This is a genomic window from Aquimarina agarivorans, assembly GCF_000218485.1.
Lineage (GTDB): Bacteria > Bacteroidota > Bacteroidia > Flavobacteriales > Flavobacteriaceae > Aquimarina > Aquimarina agarivorans.
This window is the reverse complement of sequence record NZ_AFPB01000170.1, coordinates 11,166-36,664: the sequence shown is the minus strand read 5'-3', so window position 1 is coordinate 36,664 and position 25,499 is coordinate 11,166. Positions and strand designations below refer to the sequence as shown.

General features: G+C 31.6%; 29 protein-coding genes and 1 pseudogene. 16 read left to right on the top strand and 14 right to left on the bottom strand.

Translation table 11 applies throughout. The features are described from left to right. The first annotated feature begins 61 nt into the window (after nucleotides 1–61). From GMC_RS0114750 to GMC_RS0114710, 10 genes and pseudogenes are all read left to right on the top strand, one after another. Nucleotides 62–1,185 (top strand): annotated as a pseudogene (locus GMC_RS0114750) (IS3 family transposase). Nucleotides 1,186–1,192: 7 nt separating this feature from the next. Next, nucleotides 1,193–2,524, top strand: a complete 1,332-nt coding sequence (locus GMC_RS20875) for a DEAD/DEAH box helicase (protein ID WP_050813324.1) — start codon at nucleotides 1,193–1,195, stop codon at nucleotides 2,522–2,524. Further along, nucleotides 2,511–3,590, top strand: coding sequence for a hypothetical protein (locus tag GMC_RS20870; RefSeq protein ID WP_050813323.1), 1,080 nt, complete (start codon nucleotides 2,511–2,513; stop codon nucleotides 3,588–3,590). Before GMC_RS20875 ends, GMC_RS20870 begins: the two co-directional genes overlap by 14 nt. A 16-nt stretch (nucleotides 3,591–3,606) precedes the next feature. Continuing rightward, complete coding sequence (locus tag GMC_RS0114740; protein WP_010522875.1) at nucleotides 3,607–4,332, top strand: LEM-3-like GIY-YIG domain-containing protein; 726 nt, start codon at nucleotides 3,607–3,609, stop codon at nucleotides 4,330–4,332. A 5-nt stretch (nucleotides 4,333–4,337) separates the two neighbouring features. Then, nucleotides 4,338–4,916, top strand: coding sequence for a hypothetical protein (locus GMC_RS0114735; RefSeq protein WP_010522874.1), 579 nt, complete (start codon nucleotides 4,338–4,340; stop codon nucleotides 4,914–4,916). 487 nt (nucleotides 4,917–5,403) lie between these two features. Further along, entirely contained in the window at nucleotides 5,404–5,622 is a 219-nt protein-coding gene (locus GMC_RS0114730; protein WP_010522873.1) for a hypothetical protein, read from the top strand. Nucleotides 5,623–5,653: 31 nt separating this feature from the next. Continuing rightward, the gene (locus tag GMC_RS0114725; protein ID WP_010522872.1) at nucleotides 5,654–6,058 is read left to right on the top strand and encodes a DUF6908 domain-containing protein; all 405 of its coding nucleotides are present in this window, start codon (nucleotides 5,654–5,656) and stop codon (nucleotides 6,056–6,058) included. Between the two features lie 11 nt (nucleotides 6,059–6,069). Next, nucleotides 6,070–6,297, top strand: coding sequence for a DUF7688 family protein (locus GMC_RS0114720; RefSeq protein WP_010522871.1), 228 nt, complete (start codon nucleotides 6,070–6,072; stop codon nucleotides 6,295–6,297). 2 nt (nucleotides 6,298–6,299) lie between these two features. Then, nucleotides 6,300–6,524, top strand: a complete 225-nt coding sequence (locus GMC_RS0114715; RefSeq protein WP_138940652.1) for a hypothetical protein — start codon at nucleotides 6,300–6,302, stop codon at nucleotides 6,522–6,524. Nucleotides 6,525–6,619: 95 nt separating this feature from the next. Beyond that, nucleotides 6,620–7,069 carry a JAB domain-containing protein gene (locus GMC_RS0114710; protein WP_010522869.1) on the top strand — a complete coding sequence of 150 codons (450 nt, stop codon included), beginning with the start codon at nucleotides 6,620–6,622 and terminating at the stop codon, nucleotides 7,067–7,069. Between the two features lie 383 nt (nucleotides 7,070–7,452). On the opposite strand, the gene GMC_RS0114705 is transcribed toward GMC_RS0114710, so the two are convergent. The 10 genes from GMC_RS0114705 to GMC_RS0114660 form a co-directional block, all read right to left on the bottom strand. After that, a complete protein-coding gene (locus tag GMC_RS0114705; RefSeq protein ID WP_010522868.1) occupies nucleotides 7,453–7,884 on the bottom strand; it encodes a TraQ conjugal transfer family protein in 432 nt (143 codons plus the stop codon). Nucleotides 7,885–7,897: 13 nt separating this feature from the next. Continuing rightward, nucleotides 7,898–8,467 carry a conjugal transfer protein TraO gene (locus GMC_RS20865; protein WP_010522867.1) on the bottom strand — a complete coding sequence of 190 codons (570 nt, stop codon included), beginning with the start codon at nucleotides 8,465–8,467 and terminating at the stop codon, nucleotides 7,898–7,900. Further along, nucleotides 8,458–9,378, bottom strand: a complete 921-nt coding sequence (traN, locus tag GMC_RS0114695; protein ID WP_029489816.1) for a conjugative transposon protein TraN — start codon at nucleotides 9,376–9,378, stop codon at nucleotides 8,458–8,460. The genes GMC_RS20865 and traN overlap by 10 nt, the downstream gene beginning before the upstream one ends. Before the next feature lie 49 nt (nucleotides 9,379–9,427). Next, on the bottom strand, nucleotides 9,428–10,636 hold the full coding sequence (gene traM, locus GMC_RS0114690; protein WP_010522865.1) for a conjugative transposon protein TraM: 1,209 nt from the start codon (nucleotides 10,634–10,636) through the stop codon (nucleotides 9,428–9,430). A 182-nt stretch (nucleotides 10,637–10,818) separates the two neighbouring features. After that, nucleotides 10,819–11,442, bottom strand: a complete 624-nt coding sequence (gene traK, locus GMC_RS0114685) for a conjugative transposon protein TraK (RefSeq protein WP_029489815.1) — start codon at nucleotides 11,440–11,442, stop codon at nucleotides 10,819–10,821. 13 nt (nucleotides 11,443–11,455) lie between these two features. Next, entirely contained in the window at nucleotides 11,456–12,463 is a 1,008-nt protein-coding gene (gene traJ / locus GMC_RS0114680; protein ID WP_010522863.1) for a conjugative transposon protein TraJ, read from the bottom strand. 12 nt (nucleotides 12,464–12,475) lie between these two features. After that, nucleotides 12,476–13,099, bottom strand: a complete 624-nt coding sequence (locus tag GMC_RS0114675; protein ID WP_029489814.1) for a DUF4141 domain-containing protein — start codon at nucleotides 13,097–13,099, stop codon at nucleotides 12,476–12,478. Between the two features lie 61 nt (nucleotides 13,100–13,160). After that, nucleotides 13,161–15,656: a TraG family conjugative transposon ATPase gene (locus GMC_RS0114670; RefSeq protein ID WP_010522861.1), complete on the bottom strand. Its 2,496-nt coding sequence runs from the start codon at nucleotides 15,654–15,656 to the stop codon at nucleotides 13,161–13,163. Next, nucleotides 15,653–15,979 carry a DUF4133 domain-containing protein gene (locus GMC_RS0114665; protein ID WP_010522860.1) on the bottom strand — a complete coding sequence of 109 codons (327 nt, stop codon included), beginning with the start codon at nucleotides 15,977–15,979 and terminating at the stop codon, nucleotides 15,653–15,655. Before GMC_RS0114665 ends, GMC_RS0114670 begins: the two co-directional genes overlap by 4 nt. 3 nt (nucleotides 15,980–15,982) lie before the next feature. After that, on the bottom strand, nucleotides 15,983–16,288 hold the full coding sequence (locus GMC_RS0114660; RefSeq protein ID WP_010522859.1) for a DUF4134 domain-containing protein: 306 nt from the start codon (nucleotides 16,286–16,288) through the stop codon (nucleotides 15,983–15,985). 404 nt (nucleotides 16,289–16,692) lie between these two features. Between GMC_RS0114660 and GMC_RS0114655 the strand changes: the two genes are divergently transcribed. From GMC_RS0114655 to GMC_RS0114640, 3 genes are all read left to right on the top strand, one after another. Further along, nucleotides 16,693–17,547: a phosphoribosyltransferase-like protein gene (locus tag GMC_RS0114655; protein WP_010522858.1), complete on the top strand. Its 855-nt coding sequence runs from the start codon at nucleotides 16,693–16,695 to the stop codon at nucleotides 17,545–17,547. Beyond that, nucleotides 17,544–17,858, top strand: a complete 315-nt coding sequence (locus GMC_RS0114650) for a hypothetical protein (protein ID WP_010522857.1) — start codon at nucleotides 17,544–17,546, stop codon at nucleotides 17,856–17,858. Before GMC_RS0114655 ends, GMC_RS0114650 begins: the two co-directional genes overlap by 4 nt. A 165-nt stretch (nucleotides 17,859–18,023) precedes the next feature. After that, the gene (locus tag GMC_RS0114640; RefSeq protein ID WP_010522856.1) at nucleotides 18,024–19,052 is read left to right on the top strand and encodes a reverse transcriptase domain-containing protein; all 1,029 of its coding nucleotides are present in this window, start codon (nucleotides 18,024–18,026) and stop codon (nucleotides 19,050–19,052) included. 90 nt (nucleotides 19,053–19,142) lie between these two features. Here the strand turns inward: GMC_RS0114640 and GMC_RS0114635 are convergent, their stop codons facing one another. From GMC_RS0114635 to GMC_RS0114620, 4 genes are read right to left on the bottom strand one after another with little or no spacing between them, the layout of a single operon-like run. Then, nucleotides 19,143–19,736 carry a hypothetical protein gene (locus GMC_RS0114635; RefSeq protein WP_010522855.1) on the bottom strand — a complete coding sequence of 198 codons (594 nt, stop codon included), beginning with the start codon at nucleotides 19,734–19,736 and terminating at the stop codon, nucleotides 19,143–19,145. 3 nt (nucleotides 19,737–19,739) lie between these two features. Then, complete coding sequence (locus GMC_RS0114630; protein WP_010522854.1) at nucleotides 19,740–20,147, bottom strand: DUF3408 domain-containing protein; 408 nt, start codon at nucleotides 20,145–20,147, stop codon at nucleotides 19,740–19,742. Then, nucleotides 20,144–20,398, bottom strand: coding sequence for a hypothetical protein (locus GMC_RS0114625; protein WP_010522853.1), 255 nt, complete (start codon nucleotides 20,396–20,398; stop codon nucleotides 20,144–20,146). The genes GMC_RS0114630 and GMC_RS0114625 overlap by 4 nt, the downstream gene beginning before the upstream one ends. 2 nt (nucleotides 20,399–20,400) lie before the next feature. Next, the gene (locus tag GMC_RS0114620) at nucleotides 20,401–21,159 is read right to left on the bottom strand and encodes a ParA family protein (protein WP_010522852.1); all 759 of its coding nucleotides are present in this window, start codon (nucleotides 21,157–21,159) and stop codon (nucleotides 20,401–20,403) included. A gap of 632 nt (nucleotides 21,160–21,791) precedes the next feature. Here GMC_RS0114620 and mobA point away from each other — a divergent pair. Genes mobA through mobC form a run of 3 tightly spaced genes read left to right on the top strand, consistent with a single transcriptional unit; the run spans nucleotide 21,792 to nucleotide 25,424 of the window. Continuing rightward, nucleotides 21,792–22,211, top strand: a complete 420-nt coding sequence (gene mobA / locus GMC_RS0114615; RefSeq protein WP_010522851.1) for a conjugal transfer protein MobA — start codon at nucleotides 21,792–21,794, stop codon at nucleotides 22,209–22,211. Continuing rightward, nucleotides 22,196–23,449, top strand: a complete 1,254-nt coding sequence (gene mobB, locus GMC_RS0114610; RefSeq protein WP_010522850.1) for a conjugal transfer protein MobB — start codon at nucleotides 22,196–22,198, stop codon at nucleotides 23,447–23,449. Before mobA ends, mobB begins: the two co-directional genes overlap by 16 nt. Further along, nucleotides 23,433–25,424: a conjugal transfer protein MobC gene (gene mobC / locus GMC_RS0114605; protein ID WP_010522849.1), complete on the top strand. Its 1,992-nt coding sequence runs from the start codon at nucleotides 23,433–23,435 to the stop codon at nucleotides 25,422–25,424. The genes mobB and mobC overlap by 17 nt, the downstream gene beginning before the upstream one ends. The last annotated feature ends 75 nt before the right edge of the window (nucleotides 25,425–25,499 follow it).

Genomic DNA, 25,499 nt, shown 5'->3' with positions numbered 1-25,499 from the left:
AAGCCTATAATTAATAAATTTGAATTATGGCAAAACGCAAACATTCAATGATTTTAAAGTGATGATAGTAGAACTATTAAAATCAGGAAGAAGTACTAAGAGTTAAGTTCAGAATATGATTTGAACGTTAGTTTGATCAGTCGTTGGGACGCGAATATGAAGAAAAATCAGGTGATTTATCAAAACCAAAAATACTAGTAAAGAGGAACAAGAATTACGCTCACTACGAAAAGAATTAAAAGAAGTCCAGCTGGAACGAGATATATTAAAAAAGGCGGTAAGCATCTTTTCCAAGAGCGACAGATAAGGTATAATTTTATACTAAAACACAAGCAGTGTTTTTCTGTTGAAAAGATGTGTAAATACATGAGAGTGAGTAGGAATTCTTATTACCATTGGCTAAAGGCAAAAGATAATTTTAACGAAACATTACTCCATTTAAACAATAGGATTACCAGTATATTCTATGAAAATAAAGAGATTTATGGAAGTACTAGAATTCAAAAAATGTTAGCAAAAGAAGGCCTTAATTACAGTGTTTCTTATATTGGTCGATTAATGAATCTACTTGGCTTAAAGAGTATTTTGAAAAAGAAATTTGTGATCACTACCGATTCAGATCATGCTAATCCAATAGCAGAAAATATTCTGAATAGGGAATTTGATTGTCAAAAAATAGGGAAAAAATGGGTATCTGACATTACTTATATACCTGTAGCAAACCATTGGAATTACCTAACGACAATAATAGATTTAGCAGACAGAAAGCTAGTTGGATGGTCTTTAAGCAAAGATATGACTACAGAAAATACAGTTTACAAAGCTTGGTTAAATGCTAGGAATAATAGAGAAATTAAAGAAGGGTTTATTTTTCATTCGGATAGAGGTGTTCAATACACTTCAAATAAAATAGTTTCCTTACTAAATTCAAATCTTAAAATTACTCAAAGTATGAGTAGAAAGGGAAATTGTTGGGATAACGCTGTAGCTGAAAGCTTTTTTAAAACAATTAAATACGAATGCTTAAATAGGTATCATTTTTCAGATAGTGAGCAGCTTTACAGGTGTATTGATCAATATGTAAATTGGTACAACACTAAAAGAATACATTCTGCTTTAAATTATTTGACACCTTTAGAAATGGAATTGAAATTAACTCAAAATAAATATAGAAACGTGGCTTAGAATATTTGTGCCATATTTTGTTGGTAGTCCACTTATTTTCTTAAATCAATATAACAAAGATAGAAGATATAAAAGTTTTGCTGATTTTGCATATTATATAGTCTTAAAATATTCTTTGAATTTTCAAGATTATAAACCTCTTTATGATTTTTCTGTTGAATTTGGTTTTTTCCCTATTACAGATGCTATTTTGAAAAATAATCTAGTTGGTCAAACTAATTTTCAAGATTTTGTTGTTGGCTTAAAACTCACAGATTATAAAAAAGATATAAATACTGAATTAAATTACGTTGAAACATTCGAACAAAATACTGAGAGAATATCATTTGTAAATGATACTTCAAAAGAGAAGAGTTTTTTAGCTCCTACCTCTTTTGGAAAAAGCTCAGTTATTGTAGAATATATTAACTCATTAAAACAAAAACAAAAGATTGCAATAATAGTACCTACAAAATCACTTTTAATGCAGACCTATAAAATGATAAGAGATGCAAAATTAGGGTACAGAATATTAATGCATAATGAAATGTATAAAAATGAAACTAATTTCATTGCAGTATTTACTCAAGAGAGAGCTTTAAGGTTGTTGAAATCAGCCGAAATAAGTTATGACTCATTAATTATTGATGAAGCCCATAATATTTTTAAGAAAGATAATAGAAGCCTATTACTAGCAAGATTGATTAGACTCAATAAAAATAGAAAAGAGAATTGTAATATTGTATATCTTTCTCCACTTATAGATAAAGTACAAAACTTAAAAATTATCCCTAGACAAGAAATTAATTCTCACACAATTAATTTCAATATTAAATCTCCTGAAATTTTCGAATTTTCTTTAGAAAACAAGCTGTTAAAACATAATAGGTTCTTTATTAATGACAATAATACAGGTCTTAGTTTATCTTATTTTGACAATTATTTTGAACTTATTCAGAAAACTTCAAAAAGTAAAAACTTTTTATACAATTATAGACCGGTACATATCGAGCATTTAGCTAAAAGTCTAGTAGAAATAAGTAATGATAAAGATAATGATTCAATAAAAGAAATAATAACTATATTGAAAGATGAAGTCCATGAAAAATTTTATTGCATACCACTTTTAAAAAAAGGTATAATTTATCTTCATGGAAAACTTCCAGACCTAATCAAAGAATATTTAGAGAAAAAATTTAAAGAAGTAAATGACATAAATTATGTTGTTGCTAACTCTGTTATTCTTGAAGGTATGAACTTACCTATAGACAACCTATACATATTTAATACAAGAAGTCTAGGCGGCAAAGAACTCACTAATTTAATTGGACGTGTTAATAGATTAAATGAGATTTTTTAAAGCTGGAAATAATCTGACTAAACTATTGCCTAGTATATATTTTGTAAATAATGATATATACAACCTGCATGGTGCTAATGCAGTGAAAATGTTCAATAAAATTAAGCTCTTAAGGAACAGAACATTTAGTGATATAATTGACAATCCTGTATTAGATAAATTTGACATTGAATCAATAAAAGACTCTGATAAAGATACACAGCAGAAAAAACGTGAAAAAGTAAGAAAATTAATAGAGTATGAAGATTTTTTAATAAAGGAAAATCTTACTCCTCAGGAAAAATTAAAACAGTATTTTATAGAAAACAGTTTTAATATTTTTTATAATGACTTAGATTTTCTGGTTGATAAAATCCTCAAATCTATTAATAATAAAAGCTATTTAATTCCAGATTGGAATGAGAAAAATATTATTGATAAGATTTTCATTCTATTCATAAAAGACTTTTCAGAAATAGACAACTTTATGGTAGACTATGAGTTTTTTAGATTAAAGGAAGAAAGTGCAAGAAATTATTATAACACACATATCGAAAATAGAAAAAAGTCTCTAAAAGAAAATATTCAAATTATATTTAACTATTTAAAATCTAGAAAAATATCTAGAAACCCAAAAGACCATATTTACTATATAGGGACAACTTATGGAGAAGAAATATATCAATCTAAAAAGTACTTCAATGAACTTAATAATTATAAGGTAGCTATTAATTTAAAAGATAAAAATGACGAAGAATTAATAAATTATGCTATTGTAAAATTGAAAATTGAAGATGATTTTATAAGTTTTAAGTTAAATAAGTTTATTGTCTTCTTGTATGATTTTAATATTATATCCAAAGATGAGTATAATGAATATGTCTATGGTACAACTAATGAAGAAAAAATAGAGCTTACCAAATTTGGACTAACTATAGGATTAATAGATAGACTTACTAAAGACAAACAATTAGAAAACCTAAAATTTGACCAAAACAATAATTTAACTTCAAATGAAGATTTTCAAGAATATTTAAATACCTTAAATGATTTTCAACGATTTGAAATAGAACGCTTTCTTTCTTAAAACTCAATAACATCTTATGTTTGATAACAAAACCATAGAACGTTTAGGATATTATGTATATGCATTAATAGACCCAATAACGAACCTACCTTTTTATATAGGTAAAGGGGTTGGTAATAGAGTTTTTAATCATAAATATGATGCAGAAAACTTAGAAGATATCTCTACTTTAAAATTAGATACTATAAGAGAGATAAACAGTAAAGGGTTTGAAGTCAAGCATATCATAATAAGACATGGTTTAAAAGAAACAGAAGCTTTTGAGGTGGAAGCATCTTTAATAGATTTTGGAAATTACATAGGGTTAGGATTATCAAATATAGTGGAAGGACATCATGTAGGTTATAAAGGATTGATGACTACAGATGAGATTATTAGATTACACAATGCAGCCCCTTTACATGAACTACAGCATCCAGTAATTATTATTAATATTAATAGAAAGTATAAAAGAGGAGAGTCTGTTGAGCATATATATCATGCTACTAAACAAGCTTGGGTTATAGGTGAACATCGAAGAAATACTGTAAAATATGCACTTTCTGAATATACAGGAATAATTATAGAGGTTTTTGAAATACATGAATGGTATAATTTCATAACAGAAGATAAACGTAGTAATAGATGGGGGTTTCATGGAAAAGTTGCCAGTGATGAAGTGAGGAATCTGTATATCAACAAATCAATAGCTCACACCAAGAAAAAGGGAGCTGCAAACCCTATCAAATACAGATTAGACTAAAGGCTATGTTTAAGACAACAACTATTGAAGAATTAAAAGAACATCTTATTACTTTTAATGTAGCTGAGGTTAGTTATTTAAACACATATCCTTTTTTTGTCAAGTATTTTAGTGATATAGAAAGTATAGAAAAAGAGCATTTAATTATAGCGTCTCATTTTGTTTATGGTTGGATGCCTACCATTATTGATTTAGACTTAAAAAATATAGATGCTGTTTTAAGCGTATTAAATAAAGCCAAACAAGGAGAGCTTTTAAATGAAGATGAGTTATTAATCGGTAAGGAAGCTATAAATAACTCAATAGTTGGGTTATCTAAATTACTCCATTTTATAAATCCGAAAATATATGCCATTTGGGATAGTAGAATATTCAGATTCTTGACAAAGAAAAAATCGTCCTATGGTATTACAGAGCCTAAAAACTACATAGCATATTTAAACTACCTAGAATTGTTAACAAAAGACAAGCTATTTCAAGATTTTCAAATAAGTGTTAATGAACTTATAGGTTATGATGTTTCCGCTTATAGAGCTTTAGAGTTTACAATGTTTGAAGCTGATAAAAGAAACAAAACGCCTTAAGTTCTTTTTAATTTTTATACTGGAGCATCCAACCTTAAATTTTCTTCACTGAATTAGCAACAAATTCTTCTTGAGCCTTTGTCACTAATTCTTAAAAATTCAAGATTGGACTAATACATTTTAAGGGGTTAATAATAAATGAAGCCTTTATCGTTTTTCGGGACAGCGAAAAACGGGCAGGATATAAGCATTTCTAATTTGAAATCTTTTGCTTATATCGCTTAACTCACCGTACACGATAACACAAAACCCTTCAAAAGAACTGCTAAATATCCTAATAGAACTTGTCAAGACTATACAAGTTTTCTAAAGAAATGAGGTATCTACTTCCTTGAAAATACAAGTATTTTACTACGTCGCAAACACACCTAATTTCTTAAGAAAAGTCTTGACAAAACCTACTTCATTTATTGTGCTATGCACGTAAGAAAGAAACAAACACCCCTTAAAATTTAATAGAGGGATTGAAATTCTTAAAACGTGAATTATGGTATCATTGAAAACATTAAAAGAATACGACTTCAACAGGATAACGGATTATTACGAGTACATTCTATTGTCTATTGTAAACGGACAACGAAAACAAGCAGAAACACTTACTAAAAAGCTATCAACTACTCAAAAAATAGATGCTTTTGAGTATTTGGAGAATTACCCTAACAAAGCAGCTTTAGAGTGCAAAACTCTCATTTTAAATAGCATTTAACCTTACTAGTACAACCTGAAAAAATCATATAATGAAAATTCTAAATAAAACAGCCACTAATATCTTTTTAAGGTTAGTAGCATTAGCCAAAGAAAATAACGGATATATAAAGCTAGATAATAAAAAAGGAGTTATGCCTTTAATTGTCGAGAAAGTTGAGGAGATAGAGAATTATGAAATATACTCCCTTGCTCATTATGGTACACAAAATGGAGATTTAATGGCAGACCCTGAAATGTGTTTCCTTTTAGCCCAAAATGACAAAGACACTATAGTAATGCCTTACAGTTTTCGTAACGATTATATGGGTATAGATCAAATAGACTTATTTATTGAGAATGGAAAGATAAAAGGGATTAGGCATAAAGCAGTAGCTAAGAATGTTGCCTTTGCTAATACATGGCTTAAAAACATACAAAATCAACAACTAATTTAAAATCAAAATGTATGAATGTTCGTGAAGAAATCAAGCAAAAAGGAAAAACCATTTTACAAGGCAATGAAGGAAGTTTAAAAGTAATTTTTAATAACCTAATAGGTGAGAATATAAAAGGAGTAGTATATCAAGAATACCTTAAAAATATAGCTTTCAATGTCGGTTTTGATTATGGTAAAATAATGTTTTTTAAAGATAAAAAGCTAATTGAAATAGGAATAATAAAAAAACAAGCATGATTATGAAAGTCTTACCAAATACAATTATAAAAATACTGCTACTTCTAGCACTAGGATATTTACTATCAAATATCATAACAAGAGAAGCAATTGTTGTTATTGCTCTTTTAGCTACGGTTTCTATAGTACGTTGGTTGTTCAGTTTTGCTTTTTCATTATTATTCATAGTGGTTAAATGGGCTTGTATTATAGGTGGGATTGCTTTGTTAGCATCAATTATTTGGTAGCTAAAGAAAATGAAATGGGTAGGTGATTTTCAAGTGAATTGCCCAAATGAATATCGAAGGGAGTTTACAAATTACGATTCAAAAAAATAAAAATAATGAAATTACAAGTCAACGAAATAAAGATTAGTTATAAACAAGGTTTGCCATCTTCTAAATGGTTAAAAATTAATAGTTCAGATTCTGCTGCTCAATTACTTTTCGAGCATTGGGATAAAGACACTATCGGGATTCAAGAAAGCTTCAAAGTACTTTTATTGAACAATAGTAATAAGGCTAAAGGTATATATCAACTTTCACAGGGAGGAATTACCTCTACGTTAATAGATCTTAGAATTTTGTTTGCAGTTATTCTAAAATCGTTATCCGTAGCTGTAATTTTAGCACACAACCATCCAAGTGGAAAACTAAACCCTAGTGAGGCAGATCAAAACCTAACAAGAAGAATTAAACAAGCCGCAGAGCTATTTGATATTAAGGTTTTAGACCATCTTATACTTGCTCCTAATGGTAATTACTATAGTTTTGCAGATAACGGAATTTTGTAAACTATAAAACTAAATTATAGTTTGTAATCACATGCTAAATGAAGAGAAATTCATTTAGTATATGATTTTTAAAAAATAACCAATTAGTGAATTAAAAAAGGAGGTATTTTTATGTACCCCCTTTGAACTTCTTTTCTTTAGTAATTGCGAAGAAAGAAAAGAAGCAAAAGAACTTCGCTTGGACGAATTGTTTTTTCTTTATTTTCAATACATCTAGTACGGATAGGCTCTTTTAATTTCTTCCAATTAAGATTTAAAAATTGATTTTTCTAAAAAGGGATATGCCTTCCTAATAGTAATATCATTTTCCTTACTCTTAAAAGGCTTTCCTATTTTGCCCCAAAAAAATTACCTAGCGTACAACAATTCAAGAAAATTGAAAATTAATCGTCCGTTTGTATCTGTGTTCTAAATTCAAAACTCACCTTTTCAGATTGCCCAAAGTTGTCTTCTATATATACATCAAACTGATGGTTTTCTGTAGAATTAGCGGTGTAATATAAGCGAAATGTGTCTTTGTTTAAAGGATATAAATCATTAGGAGTTTCCAATGGTTTATCTTCTAAAAATAACCATCCCTTTCCTTCATTTTGGAAAAAACGAATCTTAAAAATAGCATCTTTATAGTCTCCTTGTTTATCCAAAGTACAACGTATCTCTACGGTTTCATTTTTAACAATCTCTTCAGGAATTGGCAAATGGGTTAATTGGTACGAATAGGCTTTTTGAATATCTAATTCTTCCTTGCTACAAGCAGTAGCTAATATGGAAGAAATAATGAAGATAATGAGCCCTATAACTGATATGATTTTCATTTTATTTTAAATTTTAATTTATAAATATGCGTGTTCCTATTCCGAACTGTGATTGCCATTGTGACAATCCACTTTTGGGGATATAGTTTACTTCAGAAAAAGCAAATAGCACCCAATGGTTTGATAGGTAGGTTTCAATTGAAAGTGTTGCTTTTCCTCCGTAAACAAATCCAGAGCGGTTGTTAAGTGTTGCTCCATCTTGTAATAATGAGGTGTCGTTATTAAACACTTCGTAGCCAGCTATACCTGAGATTCCTGTATACACTAAAAAATTCTTTTGATAATTACTAAAAGTTTGTAAAAAGTACCCGATGTTCCCATTATAAAAATCGTAGGGCAACCTTTGGTTTTTGTAATCAAAAGTTTTTCGCTGATACACTGTTTCAAACTTCCAGTAATTCCCTTTTTTGGTGTTAGTAATTACCCCTAACTGAAAACTAAAATTTTCTGATATAGCATCCGTTGAGTTTGTGGGAATTGCACCAGATAGTTGTATAGCCGTTTCGCCTTCTAATAAACGTTGAGCATGAACAGGGATTATAAGTAGTATGAGCCCTGTTAGAATTATGAATCTTATTCCCATCTCAACTGTAGATTTTCAATAGTACGAGCTTTATCCCAATCTTTACTTTCTAATAGAAAAGTTTGATGCCTACCTCCATTCTTTTCAAATACACTTACTTCTAACAGCTTGTCATTAGGTAAAGTCATTTTCCCCAAACAAAATACGGTACGTTCCTTACTTTTTTTATCCACCTTATCCATGGAATGAAAAACACGAACTGGAGAAAGAGGCACTTCTTGTATGGCTGTTTGTTTCAAAAGTTTTTTATCAACTACTTTAAAACTAATGAAGTCGATCTCAAAAGGTGTTTTAGAACGATTTTTTAGTTCTGTGTGGAAATACAGCAAGCCTTTTTCTACATACAAACCTTTTAAACGAAATTGAATTCGTGCCTTTTTTGCCCCAATATGACGGATATGCGTGTCATTATTATTGTAAATAGTGCGCATTACTAAATCTACCCAACGAGGAGACTCATTGCCTAATTCTTCGAAAAATACAGTTTGCTTATTGGGTTGTACTTGGGCATCTTTTAATACCACCTCGTTCATGTCAATATTGAGTTTCTCTGGCTCATCAACATACTTTACATTAAAGGCATAGAAACTCCCATCCGCACAAATAACAGTAAGACTTGTTTCAGTATCAAAATATTCTTTGTTGGCTTTGATACGTAGTACATTTTCTGCTTGTTTTGCTTTTCCTGCAATAATATTATTACTACCCAAATCAACATAGCGAATAGGAGATTTGAATAACAGATGTGAGGTTTTATGAAAACTAACTTCTAGTCCATAAGGAACGATCATTTCTTGGTAAGAAAAAGATTGGCTCAATCCTTTAAACAAGTCATTAGATGCTTTTTCTTGCGCGGTTAAATTGCTACATGTCATTGTGAAGATGATACTTGCTAAAATTAAATGTTTCATACGATTTAAAGTTTGTGATACTGTGTAAGCAGTATCGGTTAATAAAAAATTATTGTACCTCAGAAAGCAGTAGAACATCGTGTCCTGCTTTAATGGTGATTTTGGTTTGTTGGATTTTGTTTTTTAGATAATTAGAAGTGCCTTGTATAGCCCCTCTTCCTAAATCGGTTAAGAGCTGCTCAGATGCCGAATTATTAAGTGTAAAACCATTCCCTGATGCATTACCTAAACTTGTTAATACTTCTTTGACAGCATTTTGCTCCAGTGTGCCAGGAACAGAAATTCCTTCTTTTCCGTCTAAAGCATACACATTAAGTGCTACAGGAACTAAGACTCCTTTGTACTGTATCGAAGCAATAGAAAGCTGCAAACGATTCCCTTCCAATTTCGGTGTAGCGATTAGTATAGTTTGTGTAGGGACAACTATATTGGCTACTTGTATGGGTTCTAAGAGCCGAATAGGTACATCTATCCCTTTAGTAATTTCCATAGTTTGATGTATACAAGCCTTGATAGTATTGCGCCTTATTTGCTGTGTAGTTCCTACAGGAGTTGAAAATAATTGCCCGTTAGCCCAATTACTTTCTTGTAAACTTGACACGATACGTTCTTTATATTGCTGTACTGATTTTACATGTCTTTTTTTTGTGCTTCCATTCAAAGGAGATACGGTCATTCCTTGGGTATTTGTAGGTAAATATTTTGCTGCCATTTGATAAGACTTTTCCATTAAAGCCAACTGACGATCTTCATTATTAATAGGATTGTCTTTGGCATTTAATTGCTTTTTTAATGACTCTATTTCTTCCTGTAAAGCTTTGGTTTCAGTATCATCTTTCATATAAAAATTATCTAAGGTTTGATGCATACTTTTATAGGCAGTAACAGAGGAACCAATAGCGCTATTAGATGATTTGAGTGCATTAGATTTATTATCAAGAGTATCTGAAGTATTTTGAAATAGATCTGAAAGTGTTGCCATTTCTAATTTTTTACGAGTTTGTTCTTCTTCGAATTGCTGCTTTTCATAAGCTGATTGTTTATCATCTAGTAGTCCTGTATGTGCAGCTTCTGGAATAGAAATATTCATTCCATGATTTTCATTGATTAATGCTTTTTTATCGTTACTACCAGTAGCGAACAATAGATACATTACTCCCATAAACAAGAAGGAAAGCCCTGAGTAAACCAGTATTTTTTTATGCTTTTCTTGCAGTTGTATAGGTTGCTTTTTGTTGTTATTTGGATTTTGTTTCATCTTATTTTGATTTAAAAATTAGAGTCATAGACCACTTTATGAGAATGTGGTTATAACCACTGCCAAAGTGAGTAGGATATAGCTTATAAAAAGTATCCATAGTAGCACTTTGGCTTGTCGATTTGTTAAACTTTCACATTGGTTTCGAAGCCATTTTGCTATTCTTTGTAGGAACAATAAACTCATCGCTTAATAGTTTGGATATCAGTATTTACTAATACTCTAAAGCCTTCGATAGTAAAACCTTGAGGGTTGTTGTCTGAACGAACAGAATTGACGAGTTGGCAAGTAGTTACTAAACTTCGCTCTGTTTTGTTACTTGCTCTTATGATCCATTGCTTGGCATGCAATACCATTTCATAGGGATAGGTATTAAAATTGGTTTGAATGCTATCAACTACAATACGCTGATGAATATTTCCAGAAATGATACGATTGTAATACCCTTTTTCAGAAAGGTCTTTGTAATAATCAAAAGCACTTTTGTCTGCCATGAATAAGGCTCTTTTGATATTGGATTCAATGGCTTTATTATCAGGAGCAAGTGTGAAAAATAGTTCATGAAACCTACGCATATGCTCTCTAGCTTCTACAGGTCTATTTAAAGATGCATCTTGGGATAATGCTAACATCAAAGACTTTCCTTTGTCTAATACATAAATTTTTTCACGTTGTGCTTCGGCAAATCGGTAGGAACTAAATACACTGTAACCTACAATTGCTGTACACAAAACAATAAAGAGAATACTTAATAAGCGGATTTTCTTAAAACTACTTTCTACAGTAGTTAAGGTTTTAAATTCTATATGTTGTTTCATCTTATTTTATTTTTAATCGCCCTCGAATATTTCCAGAAGTAGCCCCTGCCGTAGCTCCAGCTAAATTCCCTGCTTTCTTAGAAGATTGATTTATATTTCTATTATAGTTCCCCATTCCGCCAGCTTGAATAACCCAATTTGCAACCGTTGGAATCGTGAAATAGCCAATGATTCCGATAAGCATGAAAACCGTATAAATTGTATTTGAGCCATCAGGGATATAGTTAGGGTTAGATAGTGCTTCAATATCTTTGGTAAGCATGAGTACTTGAATTTTACCAAGCATAGCTCCAAACAAATTGGCTACAGGTAACCAGAAGTACACACTGATATAGCGGTTAAGCCATGCAGTAAGTGTAGATTGAAAACCATCCCAAATTGAAAGCGCAAAGGCTATTGGACCAAGAATAGAAAGTACAATAAGGAAGAATGTACGGATGGTATCAATAATTAAAGCAGCCGCTTGAAAAATAAGTTCCAATAGGGAACGAAATGCATCTCTCATGCTTTTTTCAAGTTTATACATTCCTTTCTCCACATGCATTCCTGCCATAGTAGCCAAGTCTGAAGGAGACCAACCTAGCGATTCCAGTTTTTTATCAAACTCTTCGTTACTAATTAAATAAGCGGTTTCAGGATTTCTGAGTAAGGCTTCTCGTTCAAGCCTATCTTTTTGCGCTTGATAAGATTGCATATCAAAAGTCTGCGTTTCTAAAATTGTCGCTGTTCCCTTGACCACAGGGCTAAGGACACTATTAATTGTTCCAAGCACTATAGATGGAAAAAAGAGGATGCACATTCCTATAGCAAAAGGACGTAGCATAGGATATACATCAATAGGTTCTGCTCTTGCTAATGATTGCCATACCCTTGCAGAAACGTAGAACAATGCTCCCAAACCAGCGATGGCTTTTGCAATACCTATCATATTACTACACAAAGGCATCATCTCGTCGTATAAACTTCGTAATACTTGATGTAGATTGTCGAAATCAGCAATTAAATACATAACTGTTATATTTTACCAATTACGTTCGTTAGCTGTTCCATATAAAGCCAATACACGTTTCGTATTGCCTTTTTCCTTTGCTCTCAAATAACTAACTCCAATATTTTTTCGGGTGTAGTAATTCACTAAATCCCTATTGGCTTTAATTTCTTTGTAAATACGATCTATAATATCCATACGCTCCTTATCATTCATGGATAAGGTTGAAGGATTTATAATCTTTTTTAGCTCTTTTACTAAGCTGCCACTTTCTTCCAATAGTTTAGAATATCCAAATGCAATAGCAGAGAGTTCTTGAGGTGCGTAATTTTCATCATTAAGCATTTTTTGAAAATTATTTACGTAGATATCTGAAATTTCTCCAACCATAAGAACTGCTTGTTGTACCCTTCGAGCATCTTTAACCAAATTGTTTACACGCTTTAGTTTGTCATAATACTTTTTCCCTTGCTCATAGATTTTCACCGTTTCTTTAAAATTGTTTATCATGTTGGTAGCGGTGGTGGAAGTTTGTACAATTTGCTGTGCTGTATTGGCAATCCCTTGTGCCAAATTAGTAGGGTCGGTAACTACCCATTGTGCTTGTGTAGTATAAAAACCGATCATACACAATATGCTGAATATGTATTTTTTCATGATGTATATTTTTAAAAATTAATGTTGCTTTTTACCTCTATTACAAGAGGTTTTGATAAGATTATCTTCGTTGTTCTGCCAATTGCTTAATCGCAGATTCAATATCTCCTCCTTTGGTTTTAGCAAGTTCTAAGACCTTCATTTTTTCGGTTTCTTCAGTAGTGTAGGTCAAGTATTCCTCGGCACTTACTTCAGTAGCATAAACAGCCGACTGTGTTCCGCCTAATCCAATCCAAACTTCTTTGTATAATCGGCTTGGATGGTTGTTTAGGTTTATGGATAAAATCTGTGCTTTCTCTTTTTCGGTAAGTCCCAACATTTCTTGAATACCGTCGAACTTGTTCAAGTACTTGCGCTGATCAAGAAGTATCTTACAATCCGAATTATTAATAATGGATTCTTTAACAATAGGAGATTGAATAATATCATCTACTTCCTGAGTAACTACAATAGCTTCTCCAAAAAACTTTCGTACAGTTTTAAATAGATACTTGATGTACTCCGCCATGCCTTCTTTGGCAATGGCTTTCCATGCTTCTTCAATTAATATTAGTTTGCGAATTCCTGTAAGTCGTCGCATCTTATTAATGAATACCTCCATGATTATAATGGTCACTATAGGAAATAGGATTTTATGATCCTTAATGGCATCTATTTCAAATACAATAAATCGTTTGGTTAACAGGTCTAGTTGCTCGGTTGAATTAAGTAAATAATCGTATTCTCCACCTTTGTAATAAGGCTCTAAAACATTTAGGAAGTTGGCTAAATCGAAGTCTTTTTCTCGTACTGATTTTTCCTCTAAAATGGTTTTGTAGTCTGTTTTGGCAAATTCATAAAACCCATTGAAAGAAACTTCTGTGGTATTATCGTTTTGAATTTTTTTAATGAATAGGTTTACGGCATTTGATAAGGCTACTTCCTCAGAACGTGAAGCGGGTTCGTCGTCTCGCTTCCACAAGGTCATAATAAGTGTTTTGATACTTTCTCTTTTTTCAATATCAAACACATTATCATCTGTATAAAATGGATTAAACGCAATAGGATTTTCTTCCGTATACGTAAAATAGACCCCATCTTTACCACCTGTTTTTTGACGAACGAGTTCACATAATCCTTGATAACTATTACCTGTATCTACTAATAATACATGTGTGCCTTGTTCGTAATATTGACGGATTAAATGATTCGTAAAAAAAGATTTTCCACTTCCTGAAGGACCCAAAATAAACTTGTTTCGGTTGGTGATGATTCCTTTTTTCATTGGTAAATCAGAAATATCTAAATGGATGGGCTTGCCTGTTAATCTATCCACCATTTTTATTCCGAAAGGAGATAAGGAATTGCGATAATTTGTTTCTTGGGTAAAGAAACATAACGCAGGGTCTATAAATGTGTAAAAGCTTTCTTCCGCAGGAAAGTCACCTGCATTGCCTGCCATACCTGCCCAATATAATGTTGCAGTATCTACTGTATTATGATGAGGACGACATTCCATAAGAGCTAACTGACTACCAACGTCATTCTTAATTTGTCTTAATTCTCCTTGGTCATCACTCCAAGCCAATACATTGCAATGGCATCGTACCGAGGTTAGCCCTTTTGAATGTACTTCATTAAGGTAATTCTCAATCCACTCTTTATTGATTTGATTACTTCGGCTATACTTGCCTAGTGAGTGCATGTTACGTGCTGATTTTTCAAACTTGCGTAAATTCTCATCACTGTTATCAATAAAAATATATTGGTTGTAAATGTGGTTGCAGTTCAATAGCAACCCTACTGGCGAAGCAAAAGATAATCGACAGTCACTTCGGTCTGTAGATAATCGTTCAAAACGTTTGTCAGTACTTACTTCATTGGGTAAATCTTCAGTATCTGATAGTGTATGTAAGCATAGGATTTTATCCCCAACTTTTACCTCATCTACTCCTAAATGAATATCTTGTAGTGTAAAATTATCTTGCTCAGAAGTAAGCGATAAATATTCTTCTAAAAGCCCCTTTTTAGTTGCTGATCCAACAATGTCAGAATCCGTTAAACGCTCCAAGCTTACAAAATCAGAATCATTAATAATACGTTCAAACTGATCTACCGATTCTATAAATTTGAGCATAGCTTCTTTGTCTTGAATCTCCTTTGGAATTAAATGCTTGCGAGTGAGTGTAGAAAAACTACTTTGACGACGCGTGCGCTCTTTGGTAGTTTTTGTCACATAGACGTAACAATGATGTGCTAAAAAAGGACGCTCATTAAAATGCTTTTCAAAACTTCGAGACAAAAAACTTAAATCATCTTTTTGAATCTCTGGTTCATAGTTTTCTTTTAGATACCAATCCTGTTTATGGACAATACTAAAATCGGGTAATACTTTAATGGCTTTATGCCATGCAGCATGGATCGCTTCATATTCTTTTGCCGTAATGGTAAACAGTTCAGGTAAAGTAACTTTAAAAGCAATGGTTATATCTGCATCCTTGCTTAAAATACAATTGTGTTCTACTGCCCAAATCGGAAATTTATCAGCAAATGGACTACGTTTAGCTATTGGTCTCATATGCTTTGATTTTGAAAGTTGATAAGAGATAGTACCGTGTAATGACGGCTGATAAATTTCGGATGCCTTTTACGAGCTGAAATTTTCATTAATCCATGTTCTCCATATTTTGTGTTTAGCTCAAAAGTTTTCCATATCAAAACTCCTGCACTAATAAGCCCTAGTATTAAGCACACATATTGGTTTATACCAATCATATATAGTATGACTATAGTAATAAACAGTCCCAATAATCCTCCAGCAAATATGAATAGATATTGTGCTTTTAAACCTTTGAACTCTACGGTTCTTCCTATGCCTTTATTGATTTGAAAGCTAGCCATAGTTTATAAGAAAAATGAGCGTAAAATGGTTGCAGAAACAATTAAGAAAATACATGCTCCAAACCATGAAGCTGCTGTTTTAGAAGTGTCAGGATCACCTGATGAGAATTTGTTATACACTTTAACCCCACCAATTAATCCTACTACTGCTCCAATAGCATAAATAAGTTTTGTAGCGGGATCAAAATAAGAAGTGACCATTTGTGTAGCTTGGTTAATTCCGCCTACACCATTTTGTGCTTGTGCTCCTATTCCGTATAATAAGAAAGCAACTAGACTAAAGATTATTTTATAAATTTTAGTTTTCATAATGTGATAATTTTTTAGTGAATTGAATACTTAGAAATCCCTGACTCGATTCAGGAAAAAGTGATGAGCAGTAAAAAATTATCCGTACTCAAAATGCTGTTGTAGAAAGCGTTTTTCTTTCATTCGTGTGTATTTGATAAGCTGATTTTTAGCTTGTTTTACACGAATGTATTTTAAGAATACAGCCCTTTTTGAGAAGCCGTTTTTATGGCTTTAGTTGGCTGTTAGAGGTAGTTTTTGGAATAAGGTTGTATATTTATACAGCGCTTTTAAGGTGTGTTTAATTATATATAAAGAGTTGTAATATAATTAAGCCAAAAAGATTTTTAAATTAGCTCTCAATATTGGTCAAAAGTAAATTTCAAGTTTATTTATATGTGTTTACATTAATTAGTTAAAGAAAAATGACAATAGTAGAATCAATTACATACTTAAATAAAATATTTAAAACTAAACGATGGACTGACAAGGATATAGATGAACATGTATTTGATAATTTCTGTAATCTTCTAAATAATCTAAATGATAGAGCAAGAGAATTGATAATTGAATTAGTTGAAAGGTATCAATGGATCAATTTTATTGAATATCAGGAAAAGATTTTTTCAACTTTAGAAAGTGTAGAAGACGAAAAAATAGAAAATTTAAAGACGGTTTATCTATTTCCAATAGTTAAATTCGAGGATGAGGGAAAGGCTAAAAGTGGAATGTTCTTGTTATATCAAATAAAAGTGTTTAAAAAGTTACTCGTAAAATATTCTAAAGTAGAATTTAAATATGTTACAAAATTTGAAGATTTAAATAATGCTCATTTTCAATTAAAAGATAATGAAGCAATTTTCCTAATTGACGATTATATTGGTTCTGGCGAAACTTTAAATGATTGTTTGAAAGAATTAAAGAAGAATGTAAATATAACTAATGATAAATTAAACATTATTTGTATTGCAATTCAAAAAGATACATCAGATTTATTTGTTGAAGACGGAATCTCTGTTTATGCTGATTATCTTTCTTTAAAAGGTATTAGTGATTTTAATGATTCACCTATTCTTGAAGAAAAAATCCAAGTAATGCTAGAAATTGAGAGGTTAATTCCTGGAGGTAGTCACTTTAGTTTGGGTTATGATGGGTGTGAAGCCCTAATAACACTTGCTAGAACTCCTGACAATACTTTCCCTATATTTTGGAAGAGACACAGGATTGGAAAACAATATTTTGAAGCACCATTCTCTAGAGAAGAAACAGTTGAATTATGACAGAAAAAAAAGAAATTCTAGTGCTCAAAATGATTGAGAATTCTGGAAATATTAAAAAATTATTGAGAGAAAACCTGTCATACAGAGAAATCTCAGAAATTACAAATAAGCTTGTAGATAATGAACTATTATCTTATGTTGAGAAGAAAATAAGATTAACGCCAAAGGGAAAAGAAGTTCTTGCCGAAGGAAAACATTTACTTAAAGAAACTAATAAAGTGAATTGGATACAACCAGAAAATCAAAGTAGAATTAAAAAACATGAAAGGAATTTTATATATTTACCAAACCAGACAGAGCTTGATTTTTAAAAGAAATGGTTGGTGATGTCACCATGCCAAATAGTGAACATTCTTTCAAGCTGGCGAATTTTGAAAAGGCAAAATCAATAGATATTTCCCTTTCCAAAATTCTTATTCCGAACGGGGGCTCTGAGTAGTCCCTCGTTCTTAAGGACAACATCTCCACAAGTAAATATGAATAACCAACAATTATACTTAGAAAAGTTTACTCAAAAAGCATTGGAACATGGTTTTTCTTCTGAATATATCAATAAGTGCTTATCATATGCTAACCCTCTATTAGAAAATAATCTCCCTGTAATTTATAGTATTAACCACCTTAGTGGTCTAGTCGGGTACAGTGTTTCTTATCTCAAACGTGCTGTAAAATTTCAAAAATACTTCTATCGTGAATTTGAAATTAAAAAACGTAATGGGAAAAACCGAACATTATATGAACCTTTGCCTAGTCTTAAAGAAATTCAATTGTGGATTTTAGATGAAATTCTCTACAAACTAAAGGTAAGTAGATATGCAAAAGCTTACGTACCCAAAAGGAGTATTAAAGAACATACAATTTATCACACAAACGAGCCACTAGTCCTAACCTTAGATATTAAAGAATTCTTCAATTCTATAAAGTTTGAGTCTGTTGAATATCTGTTTTTTAGTATTGGTTATTCAAGAAAAATGTCAAATTTATTTGCGAAATTATGTTTTCGAGAAAATGAATTACCTCAAGGAGCACCTACGAGTCCCTATATTTCAAATTTAATATTGAAAGATTTTGATACTGAAGTTTCCAAATATTGTATGAAAAATAAAATAAAGTTCACGAGATATGCGGATGATTTAGCTTTCTCGGGGAATTTAAATGCTGAAGAGATTAAAAAATTAGTTAAAAAAGAGCTTTCTAAAATTGGTTTGGAGTTAAATGAAGAAAAAACTAAGTTGATGAAGCCAAATCAACCTCAAATAATTTCTGGTATCGTGGTCAATAAAAAAGCTCAATTACCAAAAAAAATCCGTAACTCTCTGAGAAATGAAATGTACTACATAAAAAACTATGGACTTGCCAGTCATATAGAACGAACCAATCAAAAAAAATCGAATTACTTAAAGCATCTTATGGGCAAAGTTAATTATGTTTTGCAGATCAATCCTAGGGATGTTGAATTCAAAAAGTATAAAGAATATTTGCAAGAACAATATAAATCGAGTTAGATTATAGTCTAATTGCCATAGTTATTAGATATAAATTGTAATAGTTAATATTTAATCTAACCAATCTTCATTTATTCCCTTCTACGAAATCTATAAAAAATCCCCAATATCAAAATCACGCCAGTCATCATTTATTTTAGAATTGTTATGAGTGGCTAAATGCGTATTTAATAAATCAGAAACATGTTGTTGTGCTTTTGGAATTTGCTCATTTAGTATTTCTAATAATTCGGTGTTTTCAATTTTCATAGCTATAGGCAAAGTATCATTAGTAAGTTCCTTTTGATTTAATAGCTTGGCTATTTTTTGTAATTCTTCAAAGCTCAAACCTGTATTAAAATCTTGATCTACTTCACTTGGTGGATTCGTTTTAAATTCTTCTTCTTCCTCCTCTAATTTCAACTCATTAGAATCCATATTTTCAGGGGTTGTAGAATTAAAAACCGCTTCTAAAGCTTCTGAAGGAATTACTTTTGATGTTTTTATTTTATCATCACTATCTACCAATACTTTTTTAGTTTCTAGTTGCTTTATCCCTTCTTTACTTTCTCCCATTACACTATTGGTGTGCTTAGGTTTGGGTTTTTCACGGGGAGGTTTTGGAGGAGTCGATTTATTATAAAATCGATCTACTAATAGAACAATTAATAGCAATAAGATCACAACTTGGATATACTGTTCCATAATTTATATAATGGGTTTAAAATTATCTTTAAAGAGTTTCTTAATTTCAGTTTCAAATTCGGAGAAGTGATATTGTAAAATATTATCTAAATAATTAGATATAGACATATTATTTTCTCCAATTACTCGGGTAATTCTAAATAAGCGTTCGTGAAATTCTGGACGGATGTATATTGCTTTTCCATTACGGGCAATTAAATGGCTTTTTTGTAAAAACACTTCCTGATAGGATGTTATCTCTTTCTTAGAAGTTGCAGTCGTCTTAACTGTTTGTTTCGCCTTGGACTTGGGTTTAGGTTGAGGTTCTTCTTTTGTTTCTTCCGCTTTAGGAACTTTTCTATCTTCTGAAAATGAATGTGCCATCATTTTCATTAATTCCTTTTCGTCTATCGGTGTTTTATCTTTTTTCATTTTGTATCATTTTTAGATGGGTCGTAAGAAAATTTATTCGCTTTTTCTAAAACTTGTTTAGCTTCTACCCAAGCCATTCCTTTATTAATGGCAGTTTTTTGTTCATTTATATTTTTCGATAACCGCTTTGCATTTGTGAGATTTCGATCTGAAAAAATGACAAAGACATTTTTTCTGTATTTAAAGCAAACCGCTTTAGGGTAGTGCTCTAATACATATTTCCTAGCTTGTTCCCAATCTGTATTTCCCATAGCTATTGGTTTAATAGATGTAAAAATTCATTGATAAAAGCGTCTAAACGAGAAGATTTAATTAAACGGTTGTGAGGAGGAAAGAGTGTAGAACGAAATACCAATCCATTGCCAATTTCAGGAAGCTCTTTTCGAAAGCGTTTGCTATCTGAAAAGTAATGTTGCATTTTGTGTAGCCCAAGCTCATTAATAACCTTTTCATAAGTATCATAAAGGGTAGATTTTTCTCGACCATCTACCATATTCCAAAATAGATGTAAGCCTTTCTTATCAGGTTTACTCGCAAATATTTGTGCCATTACTTGCGAAAACGAAAGGGTACTTTCCATGACTAATCGATCCGCAGTCATCGGAGAAAAAATGGCATCCATTCCAATTAGGGTTTGTAATATTCCTGTAGAATTTACTGTTCCTGTGAAGTCGAAAAAGGCAAAATCATAGTTTATAGGGCTATTATCTAAAAACTGTTTTGCTTCTTGTAAAGCAGTATCTGCATTACAGGAAATTATGGGGTATGCCTTTTTGTTTAAACTTGAAAATTGTGTATGTGCCATTCGCTTAAAATGATCATTCTCCATAATCGCTTTTAACTCACGTTCTCGTTGTTTGGCAATACTAAGTTGGGGAAAATCACAATCGAAAATTACAACTTGATATCCCATTTTGTAATGTAGCATTGCAGCAGTTAGTACAGTAATTGCACTTTTCCCTACACCTCCTTTTTGAGATGAAAAACTGATTTTTAATGGTTCTTTTTTCATTGGTTAAAATTTTACGGTTTATAAGTTTATATAGTTGTATGATTATCTAGCTAGCTAGTGATACATATAGCTCGTTATACAATTAGCTAGTTGACTAACCAGTAGTCTTTTTAGCTAATTACTCATACGCTCGGTTAGCTAAATTTTTGTACAGCTAGTAGTAGCTATCTCTAGTTGCACGATTGACTTATTATTCAAATAATTAGTTAATTGGCTAGTGATGTTTTTATGCTCACGCCTAACTAAATGACCAACTGTATTTCTGTTTAGCTGGCTATACAGTTCTACGTCGTTACATCAAAAAAACAATGCTTTCATTTCATTTTTTCAGGGATTCCATTTTGTGGTTGTAAGTGGCTTTAGATGGCTCTTTTTGTCATTGATAACCATGGTGTTATAACCGTTTTCACGCTTTTAATTTGTAGAGATCAGTTTTGGGATTTGTGATATCATATCACCACATAAAATTCTAGTTAAAAACTGTTCAGCGGAACAGAGCAAGTTGTGTAATGAGTGCCTCAAAAATGCTTTTGTGCCTCTCATTACAAACTTGTCCTACGGAGTTAAAATCCCTCCGAAGTCGAGGATTTTGAAAATAGATGTATTGGATTTTTACTTAAAACGAATTAAAGATGAAGGAAAAACAAATTAAAAAAGGACGAAAACCTAAAGAAGCTCCTTTAGTGTATCGTTATGTATTTCGCTTAAATGCTGAAGAAAATGCAGTGTTTTTAAAGCGATTTGATATCTCTGGTGCTTTAACCAAAGCCGAATTTATACGTGCCATTTTATTTGAAAAAGAAATCAAAGTAGTAACCATTGATAAATCTGCTCATGATTTTTATGTGAAACTAACGGCTTTACATGCTCAATTTAGAGCCATTGGAGTGAATTACAATCAAGTTGTAAAAGCCTTACATACCAATTTTTCTGAAAAGAATGCAAAATTTTTACTAATAAAATTGGAAAAGCATACTGTAGCAATGATTGCTATTCTTGAAAAGATCATTCGTTTAATCCAAAAATTTGATGAAAGATGGTTGCAAAAATAGGAAGAGGAAATCATTTAAAAGGAATACTAATTTACAACTATGAAAAGGTGAAAGAAGATCAAGGTAATATTTTGCATTGCCACAAAATGATATACCCTTTAAAGGGAGAATTTACTATTCCCTTGTTGGAACGTTCTTTTGAGCCTTATCTCATAGCTAATAATCGTACTGAAAAACCAATTCTTCATATTTCATTAAATCCCAATCCTAAAGATGCGGTTTCAGATGAACTTTTTAGTGAATTGGCAGATCATTATATGCAGGAAATGGGGTACGGTGACCAACCTTATGTAGTATTTAAACATACCGATACTGGACGTGCTCATATTCATATTGTTTCAGTTTGTGTAGATGAATATGGCAAACGTATTTCAGATAGTTTCGAGAAAGTACGTTCAATGCAACTATGCCGAAAACTAGAGAAACAATTTAAACTCACTTCTGCAATTGGTACAGCTGACAAAAAAGATATCCCATTACAAAAAGTTGATGTTAAACAAGATAATGTAAAGCAACAAATTGCTTCGGTACTCACATTTGCAAACGAAAACTATAAGTTTCAAACTTTAGGTGAATACAAGGCTTTACTATCATTTTTTAATGTGACTGCACAAGAAGTTCGAGGAATTATTCACGGAAAAGAAAAACGAGGATTGGTCTATTTTGCTACTAATGATATAGGAGAAAAAGCAAGTAACCCTTTCAAATCTTCCCGTTTTTCAATGCCTGTTGGTTTAGCGGATTTGGAACAAAAGTTTAAAAAATCGAAAACTTATATCGATACACATAAACCTCAGAAGAGAGTACGAAAACTGGTGCGTGATGCTATGCAGAAGCATCCCTCTAAAGATCGTTTTAGAAAGTATTTACAGGATCATAAAATATCAATGTTTATCAGAGAAAACGATCAAGGCAGAATTTATGGGATCAGTTTTATAGATCATACTTCTAAAACAGTATTAAATGGTTCTCGATTAGGAAAAGATCTTTCGGCTAATGTATTTCATCGCCTTTGGAATGAAGAAAAAGAGACCACTTTAATAGCCAATGCAGCAACCTCTATAACACAACATATGGAGTATATGGAAAATGAACTTACAGCAGAGGCAATGCCTCTTTTTAATGCTGGTGTTATGGAATCTTTAGGCGGTTTATTACCAACGGATGTTCCAGAAGAAAACGATATGAAAAAAGTAAAGAAAAAACGTAAAAATAGAAAAGATGCAAAACGAAGATGATATTAGAGGATTAGCCAAAACAATGGAATTTATGAGAGCAATCAGTATTCTGTTTGTGGTAATACATTGTTATTGGTTTTGTTATGAAACATTCAAACAATGGGGATTTACTATTTCAACTGTAGATCGAATTTTATGGAACTTTCAACGTGATACAGGATTGTTTTCGTCCTTGCTATGGACTAAATTATTTTCACTAGTATTTCTAAGCTTATCTTGTTTAGGTACTAAGGGAATTAAAGAAGAAAAAATAACATGGACAAAGATTAATGTTGCACTAGTTACAGGACTACTATTTTTCTTTTTCAATTATTGGTTGTTACAAGTTTCATTACCCAAATTACAAATCGCTATATTTTATATTGCCACGTTAAGTGTAGGATATATTGGCTTATTGATGGCTGGTGTTTGGATGAGTAGGTTATTTAAGCATCATCTAATGGATGATGTTTTTAATCTCGAAAATGAAAGTTTTATGCAAGAAACTCGCTTGTTAGAAAACGAATATTCTATCAATTTACCTACTCGATTTTACTACAAAAAGAAATGGAATGAGGGATGGATTAATATTGTAAACCCATTTAGAGCAACTATTGTTTTGGGTACTCCTGGTTCTGGTAAATCGTTTGCTGTAGTAAATAACTACATCAAGCAACAAATTGAAAAAGGATTTTCGATGTATATCTATGATTTTAAGTTTGATGACCTATCGGTTATCGCTTATAATCATTTACTAAAGCATACAGATAAGTATAAAATACCTCCAAAATTCTATGTAATCAACTTTGATAATCCTCGTAAAAGCCACCGTTGTAACCCAATCAATCCTATGTTTATGACGGACATTTCGGATGCTTATGAGAGTGCCTACACGATAATGCTCAATTTGAATAAGACATGGATACAAAAGCAAGGAGACTTTTTTGTGGAAAGTCCTATTATTTTGTTGGCTTCGATTATTTGGTATCTCAAGATCTATGAAAATGGGAAATATTGCACATTCCCCCATGCAATAGAACTACTCAACAAAAAGTATACAGACATATTTACAATTCTAAGAAGTTATACAGAATTGGAAAATTATCTTTCTCCGTTTATCGATGCATGGGAAGGAGGGGCACAAGATCAATTACAAGGACAAATAGCCAGTGCCAAGATTCCATTATCTAGGATGATAAGCCCTGCCTTATATTGGGTAATGACAGGAGATGATTTTTCATTGGATATCAATAACCCAGAAGCTCCCAAAATCTTGTGTGTCGGGAACAACCCTGATCGTCAAAATATTTACTCTGCTGCTTTAGGTTTGTACAATAGTAGAATTGTAAAATTGATTAATAAGAAAGGACAATTAAAATCTTCAGTAATTATAGATGAATTACCGACCATTTATTTTAGAGGTTTAGATAATTTAATTGCTACAGCTCGTAGCAATAAGGTAGCAGTTTGTTTGGGTTTTCAAGATTATTCACAGTTGACAAGGGATTATGGAGACAAAGAAAGCAAAGTAATTCAAAATACCGTAGGGAATATTTTTAGTGGTCAGGTCGTTGGTGAAACTGCTAAAACTTTATCGGAACGTTTTGGTAAAGTACTGCAAAAAAGGCAATCGATGACTATTAACAGGCAAGATAAATCCACTTCTATTTCTACTCAAATGGATAGTTTGATTCCACCAAGTAAAATATCCAATCTTACACAAGGTATGTTTGTTGGTGCTGTTTCAGACAATTTTGATGAACGTATCGAACAAAAGATTTTTCATGCTGAAATTGTTGTAGATGTGGATAAGGTTACCCAAGAAACAAAACAATATAAACCTATTCCCGAAATTATCTCGTTTTTAGATAGTGACGGAAATGATACCATGGAGGAACAAATTAATGCAAACTACCGACAGGTAAAAGCAGATGTAGAAAATATTATTTTGTTAGAATTGGAACGCATCGAGAATGATCCAAGTCATACAGATTAAATACTGTCCATTACATATTAGCTAATGCACTCAAAGATAGAAAAGGAGTTCAATGATGAATTCCTTTTCTTTTTC